The 21,379-nt window shown below is 72.4% G+C and carries 19 protein-coding genes; 16 read left to right on the forward strand and 3 right to left on the reverse strand.

All coding sequences use genetic code 11. The features are described 5' to 3' along the window. Positions 1 to 55 precede the first annotated feature (55 nt). Genes hisG (ABZ664_RS33370) through ABZ664_RS33380 form a run of 3 tightly spaced genes read right to left on the reverse strand, consistent with a single transcriptional unit; the run spans position 56 to position 2,533 of the window. On the reverse strand, positions 56 to 946 hold the full coding sequence (gene hisG / locus ABZ664_RS33370) for an ATP phosphoribosyltransferase (RefSeq protein ID WP_362519030.1): 891 nt from the start codon (positions 944 to 946) through the stop codon (positions 56 to 58). Positions 947 to 963: 17 nt separating this feature from the next. Continuing rightward, entirely contained in the window at positions 964 to 1,668 is a 705-nt protein-coding gene (locus tag ABZ664_RS33375; RefSeq protein WP_362519033.1) for an SDR family NAD(P)-dependent oxidoreductase, read from the reverse strand. After that, positions 1,655 to 2,533 (reverse strand): phosphoribosylaminoimidazolesuccinocarboxamide synthase, encoded by an 879-nt coding sequence (locus tag ABZ664_RS33380; RefSeq protein WP_362519036.1) that lies wholly within the window; start codon positions 2,531 to 2,533, stop codon positions 1,655 to 1,657. Before ABZ664_RS33380 ends, ABZ664_RS33375 begins: the two co-directional genes overlap by 14 nt. 23 nt (positions 2,534 to 2,556) lie before the next feature. Between ABZ664_RS33380 and ABZ664_RS33385 the strand changes: the two genes are divergently transcribed. The 16 genes from ABZ664_RS33385 to ABZ664_RS33460 all read left to right on the forward strand — a co-directional run bounded on the left by ABZ664_RS33385 (position 2,557) and on the right by ABZ664_RS33460 (position 21,368). Beyond that, complete coding sequence (locus tag ABZ664_RS33385; RefSeq protein ID WP_362519039.1) at positions 2,557 to 3,819, forward strand: aminotransferase class III-fold pyridoxal phosphate-dependent enzyme; 1,263 nt, start codon at positions 2,557 to 2,559, stop codon at positions 3,817 to 3,819. Beyond that, a complete protein-coding gene (locus ABZ664_RS33390; RefSeq protein ID WP_362519044.1) occupies positions 3,812 to 4,843 on the forward strand; it encodes a Gfo/Idh/MocA family oxidoreductase in 1,032 nt (343 codons plus the stop codon). The genes ABZ664_RS33385 and ABZ664_RS33390 overlap by 8 nt, the downstream gene beginning before the upstream one ends. 26 nt (positions 4,844 to 4,869) lie before the next feature. Beyond that, on the forward strand, positions 4,870 to 6,624 hold the full coding sequence (locus ABZ664_RS33395; RefSeq protein WP_362519047.1) for an ABC transporter ATP-binding protein: 1,755 nt from the start codon (positions 4,870 to 4,872) through the stop codon (positions 6,622 to 6,624). Then, the gene (locus ABZ664_RS33400) at positions 6,617 to 8,395 is read left to right on the forward strand and encodes an ABC transporter ATP-binding protein (protein WP_362519050.1); all 1,779 of its coding nucleotides are present in this window, start codon (positions 6,617 to 6,619) and stop codon (positions 8,393 to 8,395) included. The genes ABZ664_RS33395 and ABZ664_RS33400 overlap by 8 nt, the downstream gene beginning before the upstream one ends. Beyond that, positions 8,392 to 8,937 carry an NUDIX domain-containing protein gene (locus tag ABZ664_RS33405; protein WP_362519054.1) on the forward strand — a complete coding sequence of 182 codons (546 nt, stop codon included), beginning with the start codon at positions 8,392 to 8,394 and terminating at the stop codon, positions 8,935 to 8,937. Before ABZ664_RS33400 ends, ABZ664_RS33405 begins: the two co-directional genes overlap by 4 nt. 4 nt (positions 8,938 to 8,941) lie before the next feature. Beyond that, entirely contained in the window at positions 8,942 to 9,829 is an 888-nt protein-coding gene (hisG, locus tag ABZ664_RS33410; RefSeq protein ID WP_362519058.1) for an ATP phosphoribosyltransferase, read from the forward strand. 14 nt (positions 9,830 to 9,843) lie between these two features. Continuing rightward, entirely contained in the window at positions 9,844 to 10,662 is an 819-nt protein-coding gene (locus tag ABZ664_RS33415) for an HAD family hydrolase (RefSeq protein ID WP_362519061.1), read from the forward strand. 53 nt (positions 10,663 to 10,715) lie between these two features. Next, entirely contained in the window at positions 10,716 to 11,753 is a 1,038-nt protein-coding gene (locus ABZ664_RS33420; RefSeq protein ID WP_362519064.1) for a BMP family ABC transporter substrate-binding protein, read from the forward strand. Beyond that, on the forward strand, positions 11,750 to 13,261 hold the full coding sequence (locus ABZ664_RS33425; RefSeq protein ID WP_362519067.1) for an ABC transporter ATP-binding protein: 1,512 nt from the start codon (positions 11,750 to 11,752) through the stop codon (positions 13,259 to 13,261). The genes ABZ664_RS33420 and ABZ664_RS33425 overlap by 4 nt, the downstream gene beginning before the upstream one ends. Continuing rightward, entirely contained in the window at positions 13,258 to 14,394 is a 1,137-nt protein-coding gene (locus ABZ664_RS33430; protein WP_362519070.1) for an ABC transporter permease, read from the forward strand. The genes ABZ664_RS33425 and ABZ664_RS33430 overlap by 4 nt, the downstream gene beginning before the upstream one ends. Then, the gene (locus ABZ664_RS33435) at positions 14,391 to 15,605 is read left to right on the forward strand and encodes an ABC transporter permease (protein ID WP_362519073.1); all 1,215 of its coding nucleotides are present in this window, start codon (positions 14,391 to 14,393) and stop codon (positions 15,603 to 15,605) included. Before ABZ664_RS33430 ends, ABZ664_RS33435 begins: the two co-directional genes overlap by 4 nt. A gap of 2 nt (positions 15,606 to 15,607) precedes the next feature. Then, positions 15,608 to 17,743, forward strand: a complete 2,136-nt coding sequence (locus tag ABZ664_RS33440; protein ID WP_362519076.1) for a N,N-dimethylformamidase beta subunit family domain-containing protein — start codon at positions 15,608 to 15,610, stop codon at positions 17,741 to 17,743. 1 nt (position 17,744) lies between these two features. Continuing rightward, a complete protein-coding gene (locus ABZ664_RS33445) occupies positions 17,745 to 18,656 on the forward strand; it encodes a hypothetical protein (protein ID WP_362519079.1) in 912 nt (303 codons plus the stop codon). A gap of 66 nt (positions 18,657 to 18,722) precedes the next feature. Further along, the gene (locus ABZ664_RS33450) at positions 18,723 to 19,655 is read left to right on the forward strand and encodes a PfkB family carbohydrate kinase (RefSeq protein WP_362519082.1); all 933 of its coding nucleotides are present in this window, start codon (positions 18,723 to 18,725) and stop codon (positions 19,653 to 19,655) included. Then, a complete protein-coding gene (locus ABZ664_RS33455; RefSeq protein WP_362519085.1) occupies positions 19,652 to 20,377 on the forward strand; it encodes a GntR family transcriptional regulator in 726 nt (241 codons plus the stop codon). Before ABZ664_RS33450 ends, ABZ664_RS33455 begins: the two co-directional genes overlap by 4 nt. A gap of 31 nt (positions 20,378 to 20,408) precedes the next feature. Next, positions 20,409 to 21,368: a nucleoside hydrolase gene (locus ABZ664_RS33460; protein WP_362519088.1), complete on the forward strand. Its 960-nt coding sequence runs from the start codon at positions 20,409 to 20,411 to the stop codon at positions 21,366 to 21,368. Positions 21,369 to 21,379: the final 11 nt, after the last annotated feature.

The raw sequence follows: 21,379 nt of genomic DNA on the forward strand, positions 1-21,379 counted from the left end.
CTCGTGCGCCGGTCAACTCGGCACGACCCGTACGGCGGCGAGGCGCGGGCGTGCGTCATGGCCGCACCGCGTTCGTGGCGAGGATGCCGATTCCGGTCTCGGTGACGTTGACGGCGCCGGCCGACAGCAGGACGTCGATCGTCTCGGGCACGTCCCGGCTGGGCAGCACGCCCTGCAGGACGATCATGTTCTCGTCGCCCAGCTCCGCCCCGGCCCGCCACGAGCGCCCCGGCATGGCCGAGGTGACCTGCGGCAGGCACTCGGCGGGAGCGCGGACCGTGAGCAGCACGTTCGCCGGGCCGACCCAGGCGCCGCGCAGCAGCCGGGCGACCTTCCCGATGACGGCGCGTCGCCTCTCGTCGGCGTAGGCGGCGGGGTTGGCGATGAGCTGGGCGCCGCAGGTACGGATCGTCTCGATGACGCGCAGGTTGTTCTGCCGGAGGGAGTGTCCTGTCTCCACGACGTCGACCATCACGTCGGCCAACTCGGGGATCTTGGCCTCGGTGGCGCCGTAGGAGACGACCACCTCGGCGCGCCGTCCGGCGTCCTGGAAGAAGCGGCGGCCGATGTTGGGATACTCGGTGGCGAGGCGGACGCCGTCGGCGAGGTCGGCCACGCTGGTCGCCGGATGGTCGGCGGGCACGGCGAGGACGAGCCGCCACGGCTTCTCGGTGTTGCGGGAGTAGTCGAACGACTCGACCACCTCGACCTCGGCGCCGGTCTCCTCGACCCAGTCCGCGCCGGTGAGCCCCACGTCGAACGAGCCGTTCTGGACGACGAGCGGGATCTCGCGCGGCTTGTAGAACGCGACCTGCGCGGTGCCCGCGTACTCGATGGTGCCCCGGTAGGAGCGCTCAGAGGGGCGTCGTACGTCGAGACCGGCGGCCGCGAAGAGTTCCAGTGCCCGCCGTTCCAGGGATCCCGTCGGCAGGGCGAGCGAGATCATGATTCCTCCTCCGCGCGTCAGACGTGCAGCAGCCGGTCGATACCGGTGATCGGCGGCGTCGCCAGGTCGGCGGGGCGCACCTCGATCTCGCCGACGACGAGATCGGTGGGCCAGGAGTCGACGATGCTGCCGACGCAGCGGGCGATCGAGCGCGTGCTCATCTTGTAGGGGTCGGTGTCGCCGTCGAGGTTGGCGATGGCGCCGGGCGAGACAAGGCAGGCACGTACGCCGTTGCGCCGCTCCTCCAGCAGCAGCGTCTCGACCAGTGCCTTCAGCCCGGCCTTGGTGGCGCTGTAGGCGGCGCCGCCCTCGAAGTAGCGGGTGCCCGCGTGGCTGCCCATCGCGACGAAGATGCCGCGGTGGGCTCGCAGCGCAGGCAGCGTGGCCTGAACGAGGTGGAAGCCGGCGCTGAGGTTGATCGCCACCAGGCGTTCCCAGTCGGCCTCGCGCAGGTCGGCGATCGGGTCCAGGACCCGGTCGACGGCGTTGGACACGCAGACGTCCAGCCGTCCGGTCGTGGCCAGAACGTCGGCGACGGCCCGTCTGATCTCCGCGGGCCGCGACACGTCGCAGTGCCGTTCGCCGAGCCAGTCCGCGCCGGCGAGGGAGCGGTTCAGGGAGAAGACGCGAAACCCGCGCCCGCGCAACTCCTCGGCGATGGCCCGGCCGCTGCCCCGGTTGGTACCGGTGATCAGTGCCACCCGGCCGTCATCTGATGACATCGAGGATGCGACTCCACTGGTTGACGATCTCGTCGGCGTCGACACCGTCGCGAAACAGGTCCTTGTCCAGCGGGGACCCGTCCTCGTGCCGCAGCCGCATGCAGTCCTGTGAGATCTCGGAGATGACGGTGAGGCCGCCTTCGGCGGTGACGCCGAAGATGAGGCACATGTCCCAGAGGTCCACGGGGTGCAGCCAGGAGCGCAGTGTCTCGTTGACGGCCAGGGCGCGCTCGCGCATCTCCTCGACGGGCAGTCCGAGGGCGCGCAGGTAGTCCTCGCCGATCGGCTGGTCCTCCGGGTCGATTCGGTAGTCGAACTTCACGACCGGGCGCGGCAGCGGCGCACCGTCCTCGAACAGGCCGGGGTACTTGCGGGTGGTCGACCCGGTGGCCCGGTTCTTCACGATGACCTCGAAGGGCGGGGCCGGGCAGTAGTCGGCGAGGTAGGAGTCGGGGCCGACCCGCTCACGGAACGCGCACGCCACCCCCGCCGCCTCGATCCTGGCCGCGGCCTTTTCGTAAAAGGTCAGACGCAGCGGCCCGGTACGTTCCACCATTTCGTCGCGTTGGTATGTGAAACTGCGCAGGCTGGGGACTATCTGCACGAGGCACTGCCCATCGGGCAGCCTCCACAGCCGTTTACTGCGCCCGACGATATCCGGCTGCACCGTTCCGGGTATTTCGGAGAGCGGAATTCGCCGACTCGATCCGTGGTCCACATCGCCTCCATATCGGAGTTCGGCTCGACCCACCGCTTCGACCGTCGCACCCTTATCCAGGCGTTGTAAACCTAGAAGAAGGTTCACTTGACCCTGCTCGTAGCCCGCCGCTACGGTCTCGGAAATTAAGCTACTGATCTTATTCACGATTTCCGGGGAGGAGGAAGATCTTGTCGAAAAACGAGCGAATAGCTCACTCGAAGATCACTCGTAAGTTCCGGTCCGAAGGACGCCAACTCCTGTTCACGCAGGGGCAGGGCGGTGAGGTTTCGGACGCGAACGGGATGACGTACATCGACTTCGTCATGGGATACGGACCGGTGATAATCGGCCACTCGGACGAACTCTTCAATGAAATTCTGTGCGGCTATCTCGGTAACGGCGTGATGATGCCGGGCTACACGACCTTCCACGCGGAGTACTTGGAACGGCTGCTCGGCGAGCGGACCGGGGACCGCGGCGCGTTCTTCAAGACCGCCTCCGAGGCCGTCACCGCGACCCTGCGGCTGGCCGCGATGCGCAACGGCCGGCTGGGAGTACTGCGCAGCGGTTACATCGGCTGGCATGACGCGCAGATCGCCAACTCCCTGAAGTGGCACGAGCCGCTGCACTCGCCGCTGCGCGGGAAACCGCGCTACACCGAGGCGATGCGCGGTATCGGCGAGACCGAGCCCGCGGTGAACTGGGTGGACCTGCGACTGGAGTCGCTGGCGGAGATCCTGGAGCGCTACCGGGACCGGCTGGGCTGTTTCGTCTTCGACGCCTACCTGGCCTCGTTCACCACCCCCGAGGTGCTGCGGCAGGCCGTCGCGATGTGCCGGGACGCCGGCCTGCTCACCGTCTTCGACGAGACCAAGACCGGTGGCCGTATCTCGCCGCTCGGCTACGACCACGACCACGCCATCGGCTCGGACCTCATCGTGATCGGCAAGGCGCTGGCCAACGGGGCGCCGCTGAGCCTGGTGGTGGGTGAGGCCGAACTGCTGGCCGACGCCGAACGGGCCCGGCTCAGCGGTACGTTCTCCAAGGAGATGATCGCCGTGTACGCGGCGCTGGCGACACGCGACATATTGGACAAGCCCATCGGTGACGCGCCGGACGGCTGGGCCGAGATCGGCCGGATCGGCACGCAGGTGGCGGCCGTCCTGACCGCGGCAGCCGAGGACGCCGGCGTGGCGGCCCTGGTCGGTGCCCGCCCCGTTCTCGGCGGCGGGATGTTCGAACTGGTCTACCACGACGACGCGCTGCTGGGTGACAAGGTGCGGCGTGAGGCGCTGCTCGCCGCGCTCACCGGCGCCGGCATCCTGCTCCTCGAAGGGCACCCGTCGTTCGTCAGCCTCGCACACCGGCAGATCGACCCGGATGAGCTGCGCGGCCGGGCGCGCCGAGCCTTCGAGCAGTGGAGCACGAACGTGGAGGCCGGCCGTGACTGACCGCCCGCGCCTCGCCCTGGTCGGCTGCGGCCGGCAGATGAGCCAGAATCTCCTGCCGTTTCTCCAGCGCGTGCGCGGTCACCGGATCGTGGCCTGCGTCGACCCCGACCTGTCCCTGGCCAAGGAACTGCAGCAGGAGTCCGGGGCCGCGCTCTGCGCCGACTCGATCGAGGCGCTCGACCTGGACACCGTGGACGCGGCCGTCATCGCGGTGCCGCCCGAGCCGTCGTACCGGCTGACCCGCCGACTGGTGGAGGGAGGCGTCGACTGCTTCGTGGAGAAGCCGGCCGGACCCTCGACGCCCGCGTTGCAGGACCTGCACCACGTCGTGGACCGCAGCGGCCGCAACGTCCAGGTGGGCTTCAACTTCCGCTACGCCGAGACGCTGCGGCGGCTGCACGAACTGAGCCGCGGCGCCCGGGCGACCTCGTGCTCGGTGACGATCGACTTCTACAGCCGCCATCCCTCGGCCCCGCAGTGGGGTGTGGACACCACACTGGAGGCGTGGATCCGGCACAACGGGGTGCACGCCCTGGACCTGGCCCGCTGGTTCACCCCCTCCCCCGTCGTCCAGGTGAACGCGCACGTCATCCCGGGCGAGGACGACCGCTTCCAGGTGAACGTGTTCCTCCGGCACCGCGACGGGTCCCTGTCGACGTTGCGGATGGGCAACCACGTCAAGCGGTTCCTGGTGGGCGTCATGGTGCAGGGGATGGACGGCAGCCGCTACAGCGCGCCGTCCCTGGAGCGGGTGACCCTCGATCTGGCCGACGGCCTGCCGATGGGCCAGGAGCTGTACGGCACGAAGAACCTCGATCACGGCTGGGACCGGAGCGGCTTCGGGCCGGAACTGGAGGCGTTCGTGACATCCTGCGGGAACGACGCCCCCCGTGCGGGCGACACGCCGTCGGTCGCCGACGCGCTCGCCGCCTCCGTGCTGGCCGACCAGGTGATGGAGGAGATCGACCGGGCCGGTAAGGACGGCCCGGGACACCTGCCGGACGCGGTCCGCGCCTCGGTGTAGGTGAGCCGTTGACCAGGGAGGGGTCCGTGGACCGGACGCGAGCGGCGGGCCGGACCGGGCGAGCACGGCAGGTCGCGTCGCCGGCCGTGCTCGGGTGGATCGCCGCCCGGCTGCGCGTACACCGGCCGCTGCTGGTGGTGTTCACCGTGGCGGCGGTGGCGGCGAACGTGTGCACGACGCTGGTGCCGGTCCAGATCGGCGCGGCGTTCGCCGAGGCGACCGGCGAGCGTGCCGACCTCGGCGTGCTGGCCGCCGCGGCGGTCGCCACCGCGCTGCTGGCGGCCGGCCGGTTCGCCGCCGACCTGCTCTCGCACGGCTCGATGGAGGTCCTCGCCCAGCGGGTCAAACGCAACGTGCGCGACGAGCTGTACCGCAGTCTGCTGGCCAAGCGCATGTCCTTTCACGACCAGCAGCGCATCGGCGACATCCTGGCCCGCGCCATCAACGACGCGCGGCTCGTCGACTACATGTTCAGCCCCGGCGTGTCCACCGCGTTCAACGCGCTGCTCGCCCTGGTGGTCCCGATCGTGTTCATCGCCTCGCTGAACGCCGAGCTCCTGCTCGCCCCCGGCGCGTTGATCGTGGTGTTCGCGGTCGCGCTGCGCCGGCACCTGCGGCGGCTGCAACCGCTGACGATGCGCATCCGGGAGACGTTCGCCGACCTGAACGAACGCTTCTCCACCACTTTGACCGGCATCGCGACCGTGAAGGCGGCCACCCAGGAGGAGCACGAGCGGCTCGCGTTCCGGCGGGCCGCCGCCGCCTACCGGGACGCCTTCGTACGGCGCGGCCGGGCGCAGGCCGTCTATCTGCCCGCGCTCAGCTTCGCCGTCGCGATGGCCGTCGGCGCCCTGCACTCCCTGTACCTGTACGGTCAGGGCGAGCTGACGCTCGCGCAGGTCGTCACCTACCTGGGCTGGCTGGTGGCGCTGGCGCAGCCGGTCACGTTGTCGGAGCAGGCCGTGCCGGTCGTCCAGGAGGGACTGGCCGCCGCCGCCCGGATGCGGCAGATCATCGACGGGCCCGGCGACCTTGAGGAGACCACCGGCGTCACGGTGGCCGTCGAGGGCGCGATCACCTTCGACCGGGTGACGTTGCGCCACGACGGCAGGGACATCCTGAGTGAGGTGTCCTTCCACCTGCCCGCCGGGCGCACGCTCGCCGTCGTCGGCCCCACCGGCAGCGGCAAGAGCATGTTGCTGAAACTCGTCGCGCGCATGTACGACGCCGACGAGGGGCGGGTGCTGATCGACGGCAGGGACGTACGCGACTGGGAGCCGGGCGCGCTGCGCCGTCAGATCGGCCACGTGGACCAGGAGATCTTCCTGTTCTCCAAGAGCGTGCTGGACAACGTCGCCTTCGGCGCACCCGCGGGGGCCGCGGAAGAGGACGTCAAGCGCGTCGCCAAACTGGCCTGCGCCGACGATTTCGTCCAGGAGATGGAGCACGGCTACGCCACCGTCCTGAACGAGGGCGGCACGACGCTGTCCGGCGGTCAGCGGCAAAGGCTGGCCATCGCCCGGGCGCTGCTCACCGACCCGCGTGTCCTCACCCTGGACGACGCGACGAGCGCGATCGACGCGCGTACGGAGGCGACCATCACCGAGGCGATCGAGCGGGCGACCACCGGCCGCACCACCGTGCTGGTCTCGCACCGTCCGGGCCAGATCCGGCGCGCGGACCTCATCGTGCTGCTGGACGCCGGCCGCGTCGTCGACCTCGGCGGGCACGACGAGCTGATGGCACGCTGCGCGCTCTACCGGGAGATCTACAGTGACTGACCTGTTCGCCGGCCTGCACGCCGACGCCTACGACCGCGTGTACGGCAACCGCCGGCTCCTGGTGCGCATCCTGGCCTACCTGCGCACCCAGCGTGGCACGATGCTGGGCTGCGCGGTCCTCGTCGTGGGGTCGGCCCTGCTGACCGCCTCGGTGCCCGTCGTCATCGCGCGGCTGATCGACGAGGTCGGCGGCGGGGCCGGGCTGGGCCTGTGGTTGTGCCTGTTCGTCGTCGTCGCCGCGGTGCTGGCGTGGGCGATGAACTGGGCGCGCCAGGCCGTCACCGCCCGGCTGGTCGGCGACGTGGTCTACCGGCTGCAGTGCGAGGCCGCCGACGCCGCGCTGGACAAGGACGTCGCCTTCCACGACGACAACTCCGTCGGGCGGGTGCTCAGCCGGGTCACCGGCGACACCGAGGGCTTCGGCTCGGTGATGACGCTCACCTTGAACCTGCTCAGCCAGTCGCTGCTGGTCCTGTTGCTCGGCGGCGTGGTGTTCTGGACCGACCCGGGCCTGGGTCTGATCATCGTGGCGGCGCTGCCGTTCCTGCTGGGGGCGGCGCTGGCCTTTCGCCGGATCGCCCGCACGGCGGCGGCCGCCACCCGGCGGGTGATGGCGAAGGTCAACGCCAACGTGCACGAGTCGATGATGGGCATCGCCGTCGCCAAGAGCTTCGGCCGCGAACAGACCGTCTACGACGACTTCGACGACGTCAACCGGCTGTCGTACCGGGTGTACGTGCGCCAGGGGCTCATCTACGCGGTCATCCTGCCGGTGCTGACCCTGCTGGCGGGGCTGGCGACGGCCGTCGTGCTCTACCAGGGCGGGCGTTTCGCGATGCTCGGCAGGCTCTCGCCCGGTGAGTGGTATTTCGCGCTGCAGGCGCTCGGTATGTTGTGGCAGCCGGTCACCCAGGCGGCGGCGTTCTGGAGCCTGTTCCAGCAGGGGCTGGCCGCCGCGGAACGGGTGTTCGCGCTGATCGACGACCGGGGATCGGTCGTGCGGGGAGGACAGGAGCCGGTGTCGCGCCTGGACGGTGAGATCGAGGCGCGCGGCCTGCGTTTCGGCTACGGCTCCGGCGGCCCCGTCTTCGACGGGCTGGACCTGCGGATCGCCGCGCGCGAGACGGTGGCGATCGTCGGGCGCACGGGGGGCGGCAAGTCCACCCTCGTCAAGATCATCGCCCGTGCGTACGACTTCCAGGGCGGCGAGCTGCTCGTCGACGGCCGCGACGTCCGCGCCCTGGACCTGACGGCCTACCGGCGGCGCGTCGGCGTCGTGCCACAGCACCCGTTCGTGTTCGCCGGCACGCTGACGGAGAACATCGCCTACGGCCGTCCCGGAGCCGGTCCGGCCGACGTCGAGCGCGCCATCGACCGGATCGGGCGCCGGGTGTGGAGGCGCAGCATGCCGATGTCCCCGCACGAGCGGCTCACCGACGGCGGCCGGGGGGTGTCGGTCGGGCAGCGGCAGCTCATCGCCGTGGCGCGGATGTTCGTGCGCGAGCCCGACATCGTGCTCCTGGACGAGCCGACCGCCAGTGTCGACCCCCTGACCGAGAGGGGCATCCAGAACGCGCTGGCGCGGTTGTTCGCCGGCCGGACCGTCCTGGTCATCGCGCACCGGCTGTCGACCATCCGGCGGGCCGACCGGATCCTCGTCCTGGACGAGGGCAGGATCGTCGAGGACGGCTCCTTCGACGAGTTGCTGTGCCGTGACGGGCCGTTCGCCGCTCTGTACGCCACCTACTACGCCCACCAGGAGACGGCGTGAGCGGCTCGGCGGCGGGTCCGCCGCCGAGCCGCTGCGCGCCGCACCCGCGGGAGTTCGACGCGATCCAGCGGCAGGCCTCGGCCGAGGGCGTGCGCTGCGTGGTGGGAGCCGTTCTGGTCAACCCGCGCGGCGAGGTGTTCCTGCAGCGCCGCGCCCCGCATGTGCGGCTGTTCCCCGGCTGCTGGGACATCGTCGGCGGGCACGTGGAGGCCGGTGAGACGCTGTGCGCGGCGCTCGCCCGCGAGATCGCCGAGGAGACCGGCTGGCATCTTGAGCGGGTCGGCGACCTGGTCAAGGTGTTCGACTGGGAGGGCGGCGACGGCACCCGGCGGCGCGAGATCGACGTGCTCGCCACCGTCACCGGAGACCTGGAACGGCCCCGCGTCGAACACGACAAATTCGTCGAGGCCGGCTGGCTGGACGCGGCGCGGCTGCGTGTCCTGGCCGCCGGCGGCGAAGAGACCGGCATGATCGATCTGGCTCTGCGCGCCCTCGCCATGCGCTCCCCCGCCGGGAACGCCCCACCTACCTGGAGACGCTGACGGCATGATCTCGCTCGCGCTGCCCAAGGGGTCCGCTCTGGAGCGGCCGGTCCTGGACCTTTTCACCGCCGCCGGGCTCGGCGTGCGCCGGACGTCTGGCCGCAGCTACCGGGCGAGCATCGAGTACGGCGGCCCGATCCAGGTCGTCTTCTTCAAGCCGCGGGAGATCCCGCTGGTCCTGCAGGACGGCGCCTTCGACTTCGGCGTCGCCGGCACCGACTGGATCGAGGAGACCGGAGCCAAGGTCGAGGTCGTCGAGGCGGTGGCGGCGGGCCGTCCGTGGCGCATGGTGCTGGCCGTACCGGCCGAGGGGCCCGCGGCCCTGTCCTCCGGCGCCCGCGTGGCCACCGAGTTCCCCGGCATCGGCCGGCGCTATCTGCGCGGCCGGGGGTCGGCGGCCGAGGTGGTGTACTCCTACGGCGCCAGCCAGGCCAAGATCCCTGAGCTCGCGGACGCCGTCATCGAGGTGCTCGAACCGGGCGCGTCCCTCGCGCCGGGCCTGCGGGTCCTCGACACGGTGCGCACCTGCGCGCCGCGGCTCATCGCCGGGCCGCACGCGTGGCGGGACGCCGGCAAACGCGCCCGGATCCAGAAGGTGGCCCTGCTGCTGGCCTCGGTGCGGGTGGGGGCGGCGCACGTGCTGCTGACGGTGCGCACGTCGGCGCGCGAGTTGCCGCGCGTCGCGCCGGCGCTGCCCCCGCGCTCATGGCGCGTCGGCGACCTGTCTGAGGAGGGCCCGGTGGTGGTGCAGGGGCTGGCGGTGCGGCGCGGCGTGGCCGAGACCATCGACGGCATCCTGGCCGCGGGCGCGGCCGACGTCGTGGTCTCCCCGGTCGGCCGGGTCGTGACCCATCCGCGGGGGACTTCGTCGCGGGAGCCGTGCCGGCCGTGAGGAGCGCGCCGCCCGTGGAACGCCGAATGATCGTCTGCGACCTGGACGGCACGTTGCTCGACTCGCGCGGCGAGCTGTCCGAACGCACCCGGGCGGCCGTGCGCCGCGTCCGGGCGGCCGGCCACGTGTTCGTCATCGCGACGGCGCGACCGGTCCGAGACACCCGGCATGTGGCCGCGGCCCTGAACGACACCGGCAACACCGGCAACACAGCCGACGCGAACAGCGCGGTCTGCGGCAACGGCTCCGTCGTCTACGACTTCGCCCGAGACGAGGTGGTCGATCACCACCCGTTCGCCGAGGCGGACGTGGCGAGGGCGCTGACGGCGCTGCGCGAACGCTTTCCCGGCATCCGGCTGGGCGCCGAGTGTCATCTGGAGCTGCTGCTGGAGGACGCCTTCGAGCTGGCCCCCGCGCTGGCCCGCGACGCCCGGCGGGTGCCGAGGCTGGAGGAGGCGATCGACTGGCACGGCGTCGGCAAGATCGTGGTCCAGTTGGAGGGGGCGGCCCGCGGGTACTACGAGAGCGTGGGCACGCTGCTGCCCGGGTGCGAGGTCACCGTGTCGGCGGACGTGTTCTGCGAGGTGACCCGCGCCGGAGTGACGAAGGCGGCCGCCCTGGAGGCGATGGCCGACCGGCTCGGCTTCGGCCGCGCGGGCGTGATCGCCTTTGGCGACATGCCCAACGACCTGCCGATGCTGACCTGGTCGGGGACGGCGGTCGCGGTCGCCAACGCCCATCCGGCGGTGCTCGCCGCAGCCCACGAGATGACCGCGTCCAACGACGACGACGGCGTCGCCGTATGGCTGGAGCAGTTATCAGAGAAGCATTGACACTTGTCTGATGAGTGCTCATTCTGGTCAAAGCTCCGGTTTGGGAGGTGCTTATGACCCGCCTGTTCGCCCGGTCGTCAATCGCCCTTTGCTTTCTGTTCACGCTCGTCGCCTGTGGAGGCTCGCAGGGAACCGCCCAGAACGCGGGGGCGAACGAGGCCACCGCCGCCGACCTGCGAGTGGGGGTCGCCTACAGCCGAGGCGGGCGCGGCGACAAGTCCTTCAACGACTCCGCGGGGGCGGGCGTTGATCAGGCCAAGGCCTCGCTGGGCATCGAGGTCAAGGAGCTGAGCCCGAACGCGGCCGGCTCCGACCTGGAGGAGATCCTGCGCCTCCTGGCCGAGACGGGCCACAACCCCGTCCTGGCCGTCGGCTTCTTCTACGCCCAGCCGCTCATGAAGGTCGCGCCCGCCTACCCGCGGACGCACTTCGTCATCATCGACGACGCGACGGTGAAGCTGCCCAACGTCACCAACGTGGTGTTCCGCGAGGAGCAGGCCAGCTACCTGGTCGGGGCCGCGGCGGCGCTGAAGTCCGCCACCGGACGGATCGGCTTCGTCGGCGGCGTGCAGACGCCACCCCAGGAGAAGTTCCTGGCCGGGTACGCGGCCGGCGCCCGCGCGATCGACCCGAAGATCCGGCTGTCGAGCGTCTTCATGACGCAGCCGCCCGACTTCAGTGGATTCTCCTCCCCGGACAAGGCGCGGGAGGCCGCCCGCGGCATGTACGACAGTGGCGCCGACATCGTCTACCACGCGGCCGGCGCCTCAGGGCTCGGCGTCTTCCAGGCGGCCAAAGCGGCACACAAGTGGGCCATCGGCGTCGACGTCGACCAGCGCCGCACCGTCGCCCCCGACCTGTCGGAGGTGATCCTCACCAGCGCCACCAAGCAGATCGACGTCGCGGTGCGGCGCGTCATCGAGGAGCAGGCGGCGGGCAAGGCGGTCTACGGGCTGCGCGAGTTCGGCCTCGACGAGGACGGCGTCGGCTACGCCACCACCGGCTCCGACCTCGCCGACATCCGGCCCCGGCTGGACGAGATCAGAAAGCGGATCATCGCCGGCGAGATCGACGTGCCGGTCGTCCCGTGAGGCGGCCTTCGACGACCTCCCCGGGCGTGCCGCTCGTCGAGCTTCGCCGCATCACCAAGCGCTACCCCGGCGTCACCGCCAACCGCGACATGAACCTCCTCGTGCGGCCGGACCAGGTGCACGCCGTGGTCGGCGAGAACGGCGCCGGCAAGTCGACCCTCATGCGCATCCTGTACGGCGAGGAGCGCCCCGACTCCGGCGACCTGCTGCTCGACGGCGTCCCCGTGCGGTTCCGGTCGCCCGCCGACGCCATCGCGGCCGGCATCGGCATGGTCCACCAGCACTTCCTGCTCGCCGAGAACCTGACCGTGCTGGAGAACGTGATCCTGGGCGCCGAGACCTCGCGCCGAGGGCTGCTCGACCGCCGCACGAGCGCCCGCGCTCTGCGCGACCTCGGCGAGCGGTACGGCCTGGCCGTCGACCCCGGCGCCCGGATCGAGCACCTGGGCCTGGGCGAGCGGCAGCGGGTGGAGATCCTCAAGGCCCTGTACCGGGGCGCGCGCCTCCTCATCCTCGACGAGCCCACCACGGTGCTCGCGCCCGGCGAGGTGCGGCGCCTGTTCACCAGCCTCGCCGAGCTGCGCGCTCAGGGCCTGGCCGTGCTGTTCATCTCGCACAAGCTCGACGAGGTGCTCAGCGTCTCCGATCACATCACCGTCATCCGCGCCGGAACCGCCGTGGGCGAGTTCGCCGCCGGCGACGCCGACCCGGGCGTGCTCACCCGGCTCATCGCCGGCGGCGACCTGCCGCCCGCCGCCCGCGGCGGGCGCACAGAAAGGGGCCCCGTCGTGCTGCGCCTGGACGGCGTGCGCACCGACGCCGTCCAGGCGGCCACCCTGGAGCTGGCCAAGGGCGAGATCCTGGGCATCGCCGGCGTCCAGGGCAACGGGCAGTCCGAGCTGATCGACGCGCTGGTGGGCACCCGCGAGACCACGGCCGGTACCGTGCGCCTCGGCGACCGTGACGCCACCCGGCTGGGCGTGCGCGGGCGCCGCCGCCTCGGACTGGCGTGCATTCCCGAGGACCGCCACCGCCACGCCCTGGCGCTGCCCGCCACGCTGTGGGAGAACGTCATGCTGGGCAGCGAGGACCTGCGCCGCCGCAGCCGGTGGCGCCTGGACCGCGCGGCCGCCCGGGAGGTCGCCGGACAGATCGGCGCCCGCCTCGGCATCGGCGCCCCCTCCCCCGACGTCCCCGCCGCCGCGCTGTCCGGCGGCAACCAGCAAAAACTCGTCGTCGGCCGGGTGCTGCGCGGCCGCCCCCAGGTGCTGCTCGCCGCCCACCCCACCCTCGGCGTGGACGTCGGCGCCCAGGCCGTCATCTGGGATCTGCTGCGCGAGGCCCGCGACGCCGGCCTGGCCGTCCTGCTGGTCAGCGCCGACCTCGACGAGGTGCTCGGCCTGAGCGACCGCGTACAGGTGATGTTGCGCGGCCGGCTGACGCCCGCCCTGCCGGTCGCGGAGCTCACCCGTCCGCGCCTGGTCCGGCTGATGACGGGCACAGGATGAACGCGATCACCGCCCGGGCCGGGAAGGTGCCGCGCGTGCTCGCCGCGCCGGCGCTCGCGCTGTTGCTGGCACTCGTCGTGGCCACGGCACTGCTGGCCGCGGCGGGCGCGTCGCCGGGCAGGACGTATGTGACGATGCTGGAGTTCGGCGCGCGGCCGGACTCGCTGGTCTCGGCCGTCAACCGGTCGGTCGTCTACTTCCTCGCGGGTCTCGCGGTGGCCGTCACGTTCCGCATGAACCTGTTCAACATCGGCGTGGAGGGCCAGTACCGCCTCGCCGCGCTGCTGGCCGCGGCGGCCGGCGCGCACCTGGACCTGCCGGCGCCCCTGCACGTGGCCGTCATGTGCGCGGTCGCCATGCTCGCCGGGGCCGTGTGGGCCGCGCTCGCCGCGCTGCTCAAGGTCTGGCGCGGTGTGTCGGAGGTGTTGTCGACGCTGCTGCTGAACTATGTCGCCACCGGGGTCGTGGCGTACCTGCTGGCCGAGGTGTTCGCCGCCGGCAGCACGACCGGGTCGACCTCGGAACTGCCACCCTCGGCCCGCCTGCCCGAGCTGAACGGCCTGCTCGCCCTGGCCGGGGTGACGCTCCCGGGCGGCGCGAGCCTCGGCGGGGCCGTGCTCGGTGCCGCGCTCCTGGGGGTGGCCGTACACCTGCTGCTCACCCGGACGCTGTTCGGGCACGACCTGCGGATGAGCGGGCTGAACGCCGCGGCGGCCCGCGTCCACGGCGTCGATCCCCGCCGCATGATCGTTGTGACGATGCTCGTCTCGGGCGCGATCGCCGGACTGGCCGGGCTGCCCCACCTGCTGGGCACCGCCTACCACTTCGGCCTGGACTTTCCCGCCGGGGCGGGCTTCACCGGCATCGCGGTGGCCCTGCTCGGCCGCAACACCCCGCTCGGCATCGCGCTCGCCGCCCTGCTCTTCGGCTTCCTGGAGCGCTCGGCGCTCATCCTCGACATCGAGGGCGTGCCCAAGGAGATCGTCACGATCATGCAGGGCGTCATCGTGATCAGTGTCGTGGTCGCGCACGAGGTGGTGCGCCGTGCCGAACGCCGGCGCGCCGCACGGCTGGTGCGTGCGCGCACCGAGCCCGAGGCCATACCGGCCCCGGCGCCGGGAGGGGTCTCGTGAACGCGCTGACACGGCGGCCGCTGCTGATCGTCCTGCTCGTGCTGCTCGCGGTGGCGGGCGTCCGCGCCCTCACCGGCGAGGCGCTCACCGACTCCGGCATGGTCGGCGCCGCACTCCGCCTCGCGGTGCCGATCGGGCTGGCCGCCCTGAGCGGACTGTGGAGCGAACGCGCGGGCGTCGCCAACCTCGGCATCGAGGGCATGATGATCATCGGGACGGTGTGCGGGGCGTGGGCGGGCCACTTCCACGGCGTCTGGGCCGGGGTGGTGGCCGGGATGCTGGGCGGCGCCGCCGCCGGACTGCTGCACGCCGTCGTCACCGTCACCTTCGGCGTCGACCAGGTGGTGTGCGGCATCGCCGTCAACATCCTGGCGGCGGGGGTGGCACGTTTTCTGTGCGTCGTCGTGTTCGCCGGCCTGCCCGGCGCCGGGGCCACCCAGTCGCCCCCCGTCACGGGCGAGGTCGGCACCGTGAGCGTGCCGCTGCTGGCGGGCGGCGCGGGCGGCGACCTGCTGGGCGACCTGGAACGCGGCGGCGTCTTCCTCCTCGCGGACGCCGCCGGCCTGCTGCGGGGGCTGCTGCACGAGGTGTCGTGGCTCACCGTGGCCGCCGTCGTGCTCGTCCCGGTCAGCGTCGTGCTCCTGTGGCACACCGCGTTCGGGCTGCGGCTGCGCTCGGCCGGGGAGCACCCGGCCGCGGCCGACTCGCTCGGCGTGCCGGTCCAGCGGATGCGCTACTGCGGTGTGCTGGTCTCCGGCGCTCTGGCCGGTCTGGCCGGCGCCTACCTCGTCACCGTCTCCTCCGGCCTCTACCAGGAGGGCCAGACCGGCGGGCGCGGCTTCATCGGCCTCGCCGCAATGATCTTCGGTAACTGGCGGCCGGTCGGCACGGCGGGCGGGGCGCTGCTGTTCGGCTACGCCGACGCCGTGCAGTTGCGCCAGGCGAGCGCGGTGCACACCCTGCTGCTTTTGGGCGCGATGCTGGCGTGGGCGGCGGCGATCGTCGTCGCGCGGCGGCGGCCCCGCCTGGCGGCGGGCGCGGCCCTGCTCGGCGCGGCCGCCTTCGCGCTCTTCCAGAACACCGGCTCGGTGCCCACCCAGCTCATCTACGTCACGCCGTACCTGACCACGCTGCTGGTGCTGGCCACGGTCGCCCAGCGGCTGCGCATGCCCGCCTATGTCGGCCTGCCCTACCGGCGGGGAGGTGGCTGACCATGACGCACGTGCCGCGCCCCCGGGTGCTGGCCTACCTGGACCGCTGGTCCGCAGCGCCCGGACAGCGCGTGAGCGTGCACGCGAGCGGGCCCGCCGGAGCCGCGCAGGTCGAGGTGGTCGACCTGGTGAGCCAGACCGTGCTCGGCCAGGCGATGCCGGTCACCGTCGAGCCGCGGCGCCTGCTGACCGGCTCCCACCTGGAGGCCGCGGGCGTGCCGGCCCCCGCCCGGGGCAGCGTCGCGCTGTGGCTGCGCCCGCACGGGGCCGGCGCCCGGCAGGTCGTGGCGGAGCTGGACACCGGCGACCGGCGGCTGCTGATCACCCTGGACGAGACCGGGCGCCCCGAGACCGCCCTCGAGACCGGATCCGGCGTCCTGCGTGCGGGAGCGGGCTCGGTCCTCCCCCAGGGGGCGTGGTCGTTGCTGGTGGCCGCCTGGACGGCGGAGCCCCGCGGCACCCGGCTGCGCCTCGCCATCCGAGGAGCTGTGCGCGACGACGCCTCCGCGCACCGGGCGGACCTGCCGCTGCCGCCGGCGACCGCGACCCTGCGCTTCGGCGCGGGCTCCGGCCACCGCGACCCGTACGCCGGGCGCCTGGCGCTGCCCCTGCTGACCGGCGACGCGCTCACTCCCGGCGACTGCGACACCCTGACGGGCCTGACCACCGGCCCGGCCCTGGCCGGGCACCTGGGCACCGGTCTGCTCGCCCTGTGGGACCCGGCCGCCGATCCGGGCGGCCCCGTCGTCGCGGACGTCAGCGGAAACGCCCGGCACGCCCGCGCCGTCAACCGGCCGCTCGCCGGGCTCGTCGGCCCCGGCGAAGACGGCAGCCGCACCGCCCTCCAGCTCAGCCCCGAAGACCTGGACGACGCCCGCTGGCCGCGGACGTGCGCGGTGACCGTACCCGCCGACGCCGGCTCGACCGTGCTCGGCGTGCGGGTGCGCGCCGGAGGCGACTGCCACGGTGACTCCCACGGTGACTCCCACGTCGTCCCGCTCGTCGTCGCCCCCACCGGCCCGGCGCGCCCGATCGCGGTCGTCCTGCCGACGTTCACCTACCTGGCCTACGCCAACCACCGCCAGTCCAGCGAGGCCGAGTACTTCGGCGACTACTCGCACGTGACCGACCGGCGCATCGAGCTGTCGGGCACCGACGTCTACCTCAACGCCCACCGCGACCTCGGTCTGTCCCTGTACGACCAGCGACGCGAGGGCGGCCCCGTCTACCACTCCTGCGGGCGGCGCCCGGTGCTCAACCACACGCCGGACTACCGGTGGTGGATGACCGGGGCGCCCCGGCACTTCGCCGCCGACCTCCTGCTGCTGCGCTGGCTGCACGCCGAGGGCTTCGCCTTCGACGTCCTGGCCGACGAGGACGTGCACACCGGCGGGGCCGCCCTGCTGGCGCGCTACCGCGTCGTGCTGACCGGCAGCCACCCCGAGTACGTCAGCGCACCGGAGCGCGAGGCCGTCGCGGCGTACGTGTCCGGCGGCGGACGGCTCATGTACCTGGGCGGCAACGGCTTCTACTGGGTGACCGGCGTCGACCCACGCCACCCGAACGCGATCGAGGTACGCCGCGGCCACACCGGCGCCTGGTGGGACAACGAGCCCGGAGAGGACGTCCTCACCTCCACCGGGGAGCCCGGCGGGCTGTGGCGCGAGCGCGGCCTGGCACCCCAGGGACTGCTCGGCGTCGGCTTCACCGCCCAGGGCTGGGGCCCGGCACCCGGCTTCACCCGCCTGCCCGACAGCTACCGCGCCGAGGCGGCCTGGGTGTTCGCCGGGATCTCCGATCCGGTCATCGGCCGCCACGGGCTCGCTCTCGGCGGCGCGGCCGGAGACGAGATCGACCGCGCCGACCCCGACCTCGGCACCCCTCCGGGCACCCTGCTGCTCGCCACGTCCGCGGGCGGGCACAGCGGCCACTACCAGAACGCGCCGGAGGAGGCCCGCCTCGGCGCGGACGCCGTCCGCGCCGACATGACGCTGCGCCTGACCCGGGCGGGCGGCGCCGTCTTCGCCACCGGATCCGTCAACTGGGTGGCCAGCCTCGCCTGCTGTGACGGCGACGTGCGGCGCGTCACTCGAAACGTCCTGTCCCGGTTCCTTTCACCGAAACCCTCCAAGGAGTGACGTGACCTTCGTCAGGACAAAGGCGCACGCCTACCCCTATCCCCGCACCTCCGGTGAGCTCACCGAGGAGCACCTGAGTATGCCCGCCACGACGCTCACGGCGATCGCGCGGCACCCGGTGACCGTGTATCCCGACACCGCCGCCCTCTACCACCGGCTGGCCCGTGAGATGGCCGACGAGCTGCGCGACAACAACCTGCGCGGCGAACCCACCCGCTGGATCCTGCCCGTAGGCCCCAAGGCGCACTATCCGCTGCTGGCGCGCATCTGCAACCAGGAGCGCATCAGCTGGGCCGAGGTGCACGCCTTCCACATGGACGAGTTCCTCGACTGGCAGGGCCGCCCCGTCGAGCCGTCACACCCGTTCAGCTTCCGCGGCTACTGCGACCGCAACCTCTACCAGCTGCTGGACCCCGCGCTGCGCCCTCACCCCGGCAACGTCGTCTACCCCGACGTCCTCGACCCCGACGCCTACGGCGCCCGCCTGCGCGAGGTCGGCGGGGCCGACACGTGTTTCGCGGGCTTCGGCTACCGGGGGCACCTCGCCTTCAACGAGCCGCCCTCGAGCCGCTGGCACCAGTACACCGTCGAGGAGTTCGCCGCATCCACCACGCGGATCGTCACCCTGCTCGACGACACGCTCGTGGCCCTTTCGCACCGCCTGACCGGCGGCTACACCCAGCCCATCCCGCCGATGGCCATCACGCTGGGCATGGCGGAGATCCTTTCCGCCCGGCGGCTGCACCTCATCACCGACGGCGGCGCGTGGAAGCGGTACATCGTCCGCGTGCTGCTGCTGACGACCGAACCTGAGGTGTCGCTCCCGGTCACGCTGGCGCACCGGCACCCCGACGTGCGCGTCTCGGTGGACGCCGACAGCATCGCCCCGTGCGCGGTGGGGCTGGGCGCATGACCCCGCCTTTCGCCCGATCCCCTCACCAGGCGCCGTAGTGGTGGCCGCGAGAAAGATGGTGCCCCAGTGACCGTGCTCGCGCTCGGCGCCTACACCCTGGACCTCTACATGTTCGGCGGCCGTCTGCCGGCGGCCGGCGAGAGCGTCAACGCCGCCGAGTACGCCACCGCGCACGGCGGCAAGGCGGCGAACGTGGCGGTCGCGGCGGCCCGGCTCGGCGCGCCCGCGCGTTTCGCCGGCTGCCTGGGCGAGGACGCCGACCGTTCGGCGGCGCTGGCGGCGCTGCGGGCCGACGGCGTCGAGGTGGACGACTGCGCGATCGCCAAGGGCGTGGCCACCGGGCGCAGCTTCGTCTACGTCGACGACCAGGGGCGGCAGATCGTGATGACCTGGCCGGGGGCGGCCGACCTGCTGGCCCCGGAGCGGGCGGCCGCGGCGGCCGCGCGTCTGCCGGCCGGGTCGGTTCTCGTCCTGCAGGGCGAGATTCCGGTGGTGACCTCGTGCGCGGCCGCGGCGGCCGTCTCGCCGGGAGTCCGCGTCCTGGTCAACCCCAGCCCGGCCGAGGCGTTCCTGGGAGCCGACGGGGCGGACCTGCTGAGCAGGGCCGACGTGGTGGTGCTCAACGAAGGAGAACTGGGCGTGCTGGCCGGCGGCCGCACCGCGGACTCGTCGCGGTCCCTGGGCCTTCGTACGAAAGGAGGCACCGTGATCGTCACCCGGGGCGAGCGGGGGGCCGAGATGAGCGACGATCACGGCACTATGCTGGTCGACGCACCCCGCGTGGACGCTGTCGACACGACCGGAGCGGGCGACGCCTTCACCGGTACGCTGGCCGCCACCCTGCGCGCCGGGCTGAGCCTGGCGGCCGGGGTCCGACTCGCCTGCAGGGTGGCCGCAGTCTCGGTCACGCGCCGTTTCTGCGCGCCCAGTTACCCGTCCGCCGGAGAGCTCGGCCTAGCCCCTCTCCACGGTCCACCGGCGCAGGAGATATCCCCATGACACCACGACCGCACACCCTGGCCGTCAGGATCCGCGACCGGCTCCGCCTCCTCATCGTCGAGCAGGGCCTGCGCCCGGGCGACAAGCTGCCGTCGGAGAACGAGCTGATGAACCTCTTCGACGCGGGCCGCACCAGCATCCGCGAGGCGTTCAAGCTCCTGGAGCAGGAGGGCGTCATCCAGGCGCGTCACGGCGACGGCCGCTACCTCACCGCGCAGCCGAGCCTGGATCGTCCGCTGACCCGCCTCGAAGGCGTGACGGAGATGCTCGCCAGCCGCGGTTTCACCGCCGACGACACCGTCTTGGACGTCGCCTCGGTCGAGCCGGACCGCCATCAGCGCGAGGTGCTGCGGCTGGCGCCCGGTGAGACGATCGTGCGCCTGGAGCGGCTGCGCCGGCACCGCGACGACGCGTTGCTCTACTCGATCGACCTGTTTCCGCGTCGGCTCGTCCGTCTCCCGCTGGACGAGGTCGACTGGTCCGGGTCGCTGTTTCAGCTGCTCACCGAGCACGGTCACACGATCGCGTACGCGGTCACCCAGGTCCGTGCCGTCACCCTCGACTCGGCGCAGGCCGAGCGCATCGGCGGCACCGAGGCCGGCGGCGCGTGGCTGCTGCTCATCCAGACCCACCACGACAGCGCTGGGCGGCCCCTGCTGTTCTCGCAGGACTACCACCGAGGCACCGACTTCTCCTTCCACCTGGTGAGGCGCCGTGACTGACCCCCCGGTAACCGGCACTGTGACCGGCACTGTGACCGGCACTGTGACCGGCGCGCGCCGCCGCCACGTCGTGTTCGACCACGACGGCGCGCCCGACGACCTGCTGGCGCTGCTGCTGCTGACCCGCTACGAGAACGTCGATCTGCGCGGTGTCGCCGTCACCCCGGCCGACTGCCTGCCCGCGCCCGGCCTGTCGGCCACCCGCAAGATCCTCGCGTTGGTGGGCCGGGACGTACCGACGGCGCTGGGCGTGCTGCCCGGCCGCAACCCTTTTCCGCTCGCCTGGCGGATCGACGCCCTGCGGGCGGACGCGCTGCCCGTGCTCAACCAGCGCGGCCGCACCGTCCCCACAGGTCAGGCGCCCCCGGCGCACGAGCAGCTCGCCACCTGGCTGGCGCAGGCGCCGGGACCGGTCACCGTGCTGGCCACCGGCCCGCTGACCAACATCGCCTGGTGCCTGAAGCACCACCCTCGGCTCGCGGCGCGCATCGAGGAGATCGTGTTCATGGGCGGCGCCCTGGATGTCGCGGGCAACGTCCACCAGCCCGGCCACGACGGCACCGGCGAGTGGAACGTCTACTGGGATCCCGACGCCGTCAAGTGCGTGTTCGACTCCGACGTGCCGATCACCATGTTCCCGCTGGATGTGACCAACCGGGTGCCGGTGACCGCCGACTTCGTCGAGATCTTCGGCCGTGCGTACGGCGAGCACGTGAGCGATTTGGCCGGGTCGCTGCTCGCGCTCACCTTCGGCACGCTGGAGACCACCGGGCTGCCCTACTGCTGCTGGGACAGCCTCACCACCTCCTACCTCGCCGACCAGGACATCTGCACCTTCGAGACGGTGCGCTGCGATGTCGTGACCCGGAGCGCGAGCCAGGGACGAATCGTACGAAGTGCCGGCGGGCGCGCGGTCCGCTGTGCCCGGTCGGTCGACGCCGACCGGTTCTACCGGCACTTCGTCACCACCCTCGCCCCGCGCGGGCGATGACCTCAACGACA

It is taken from the genome of Streptosporangium sp. NPDC006930 (assembly GCF_040635605.1).
Lineage (GTDB): Bacteria > Actinomycetota > Actinomycetes > Streptosporangiales > Streptosporangiaceae > Streptosporangium.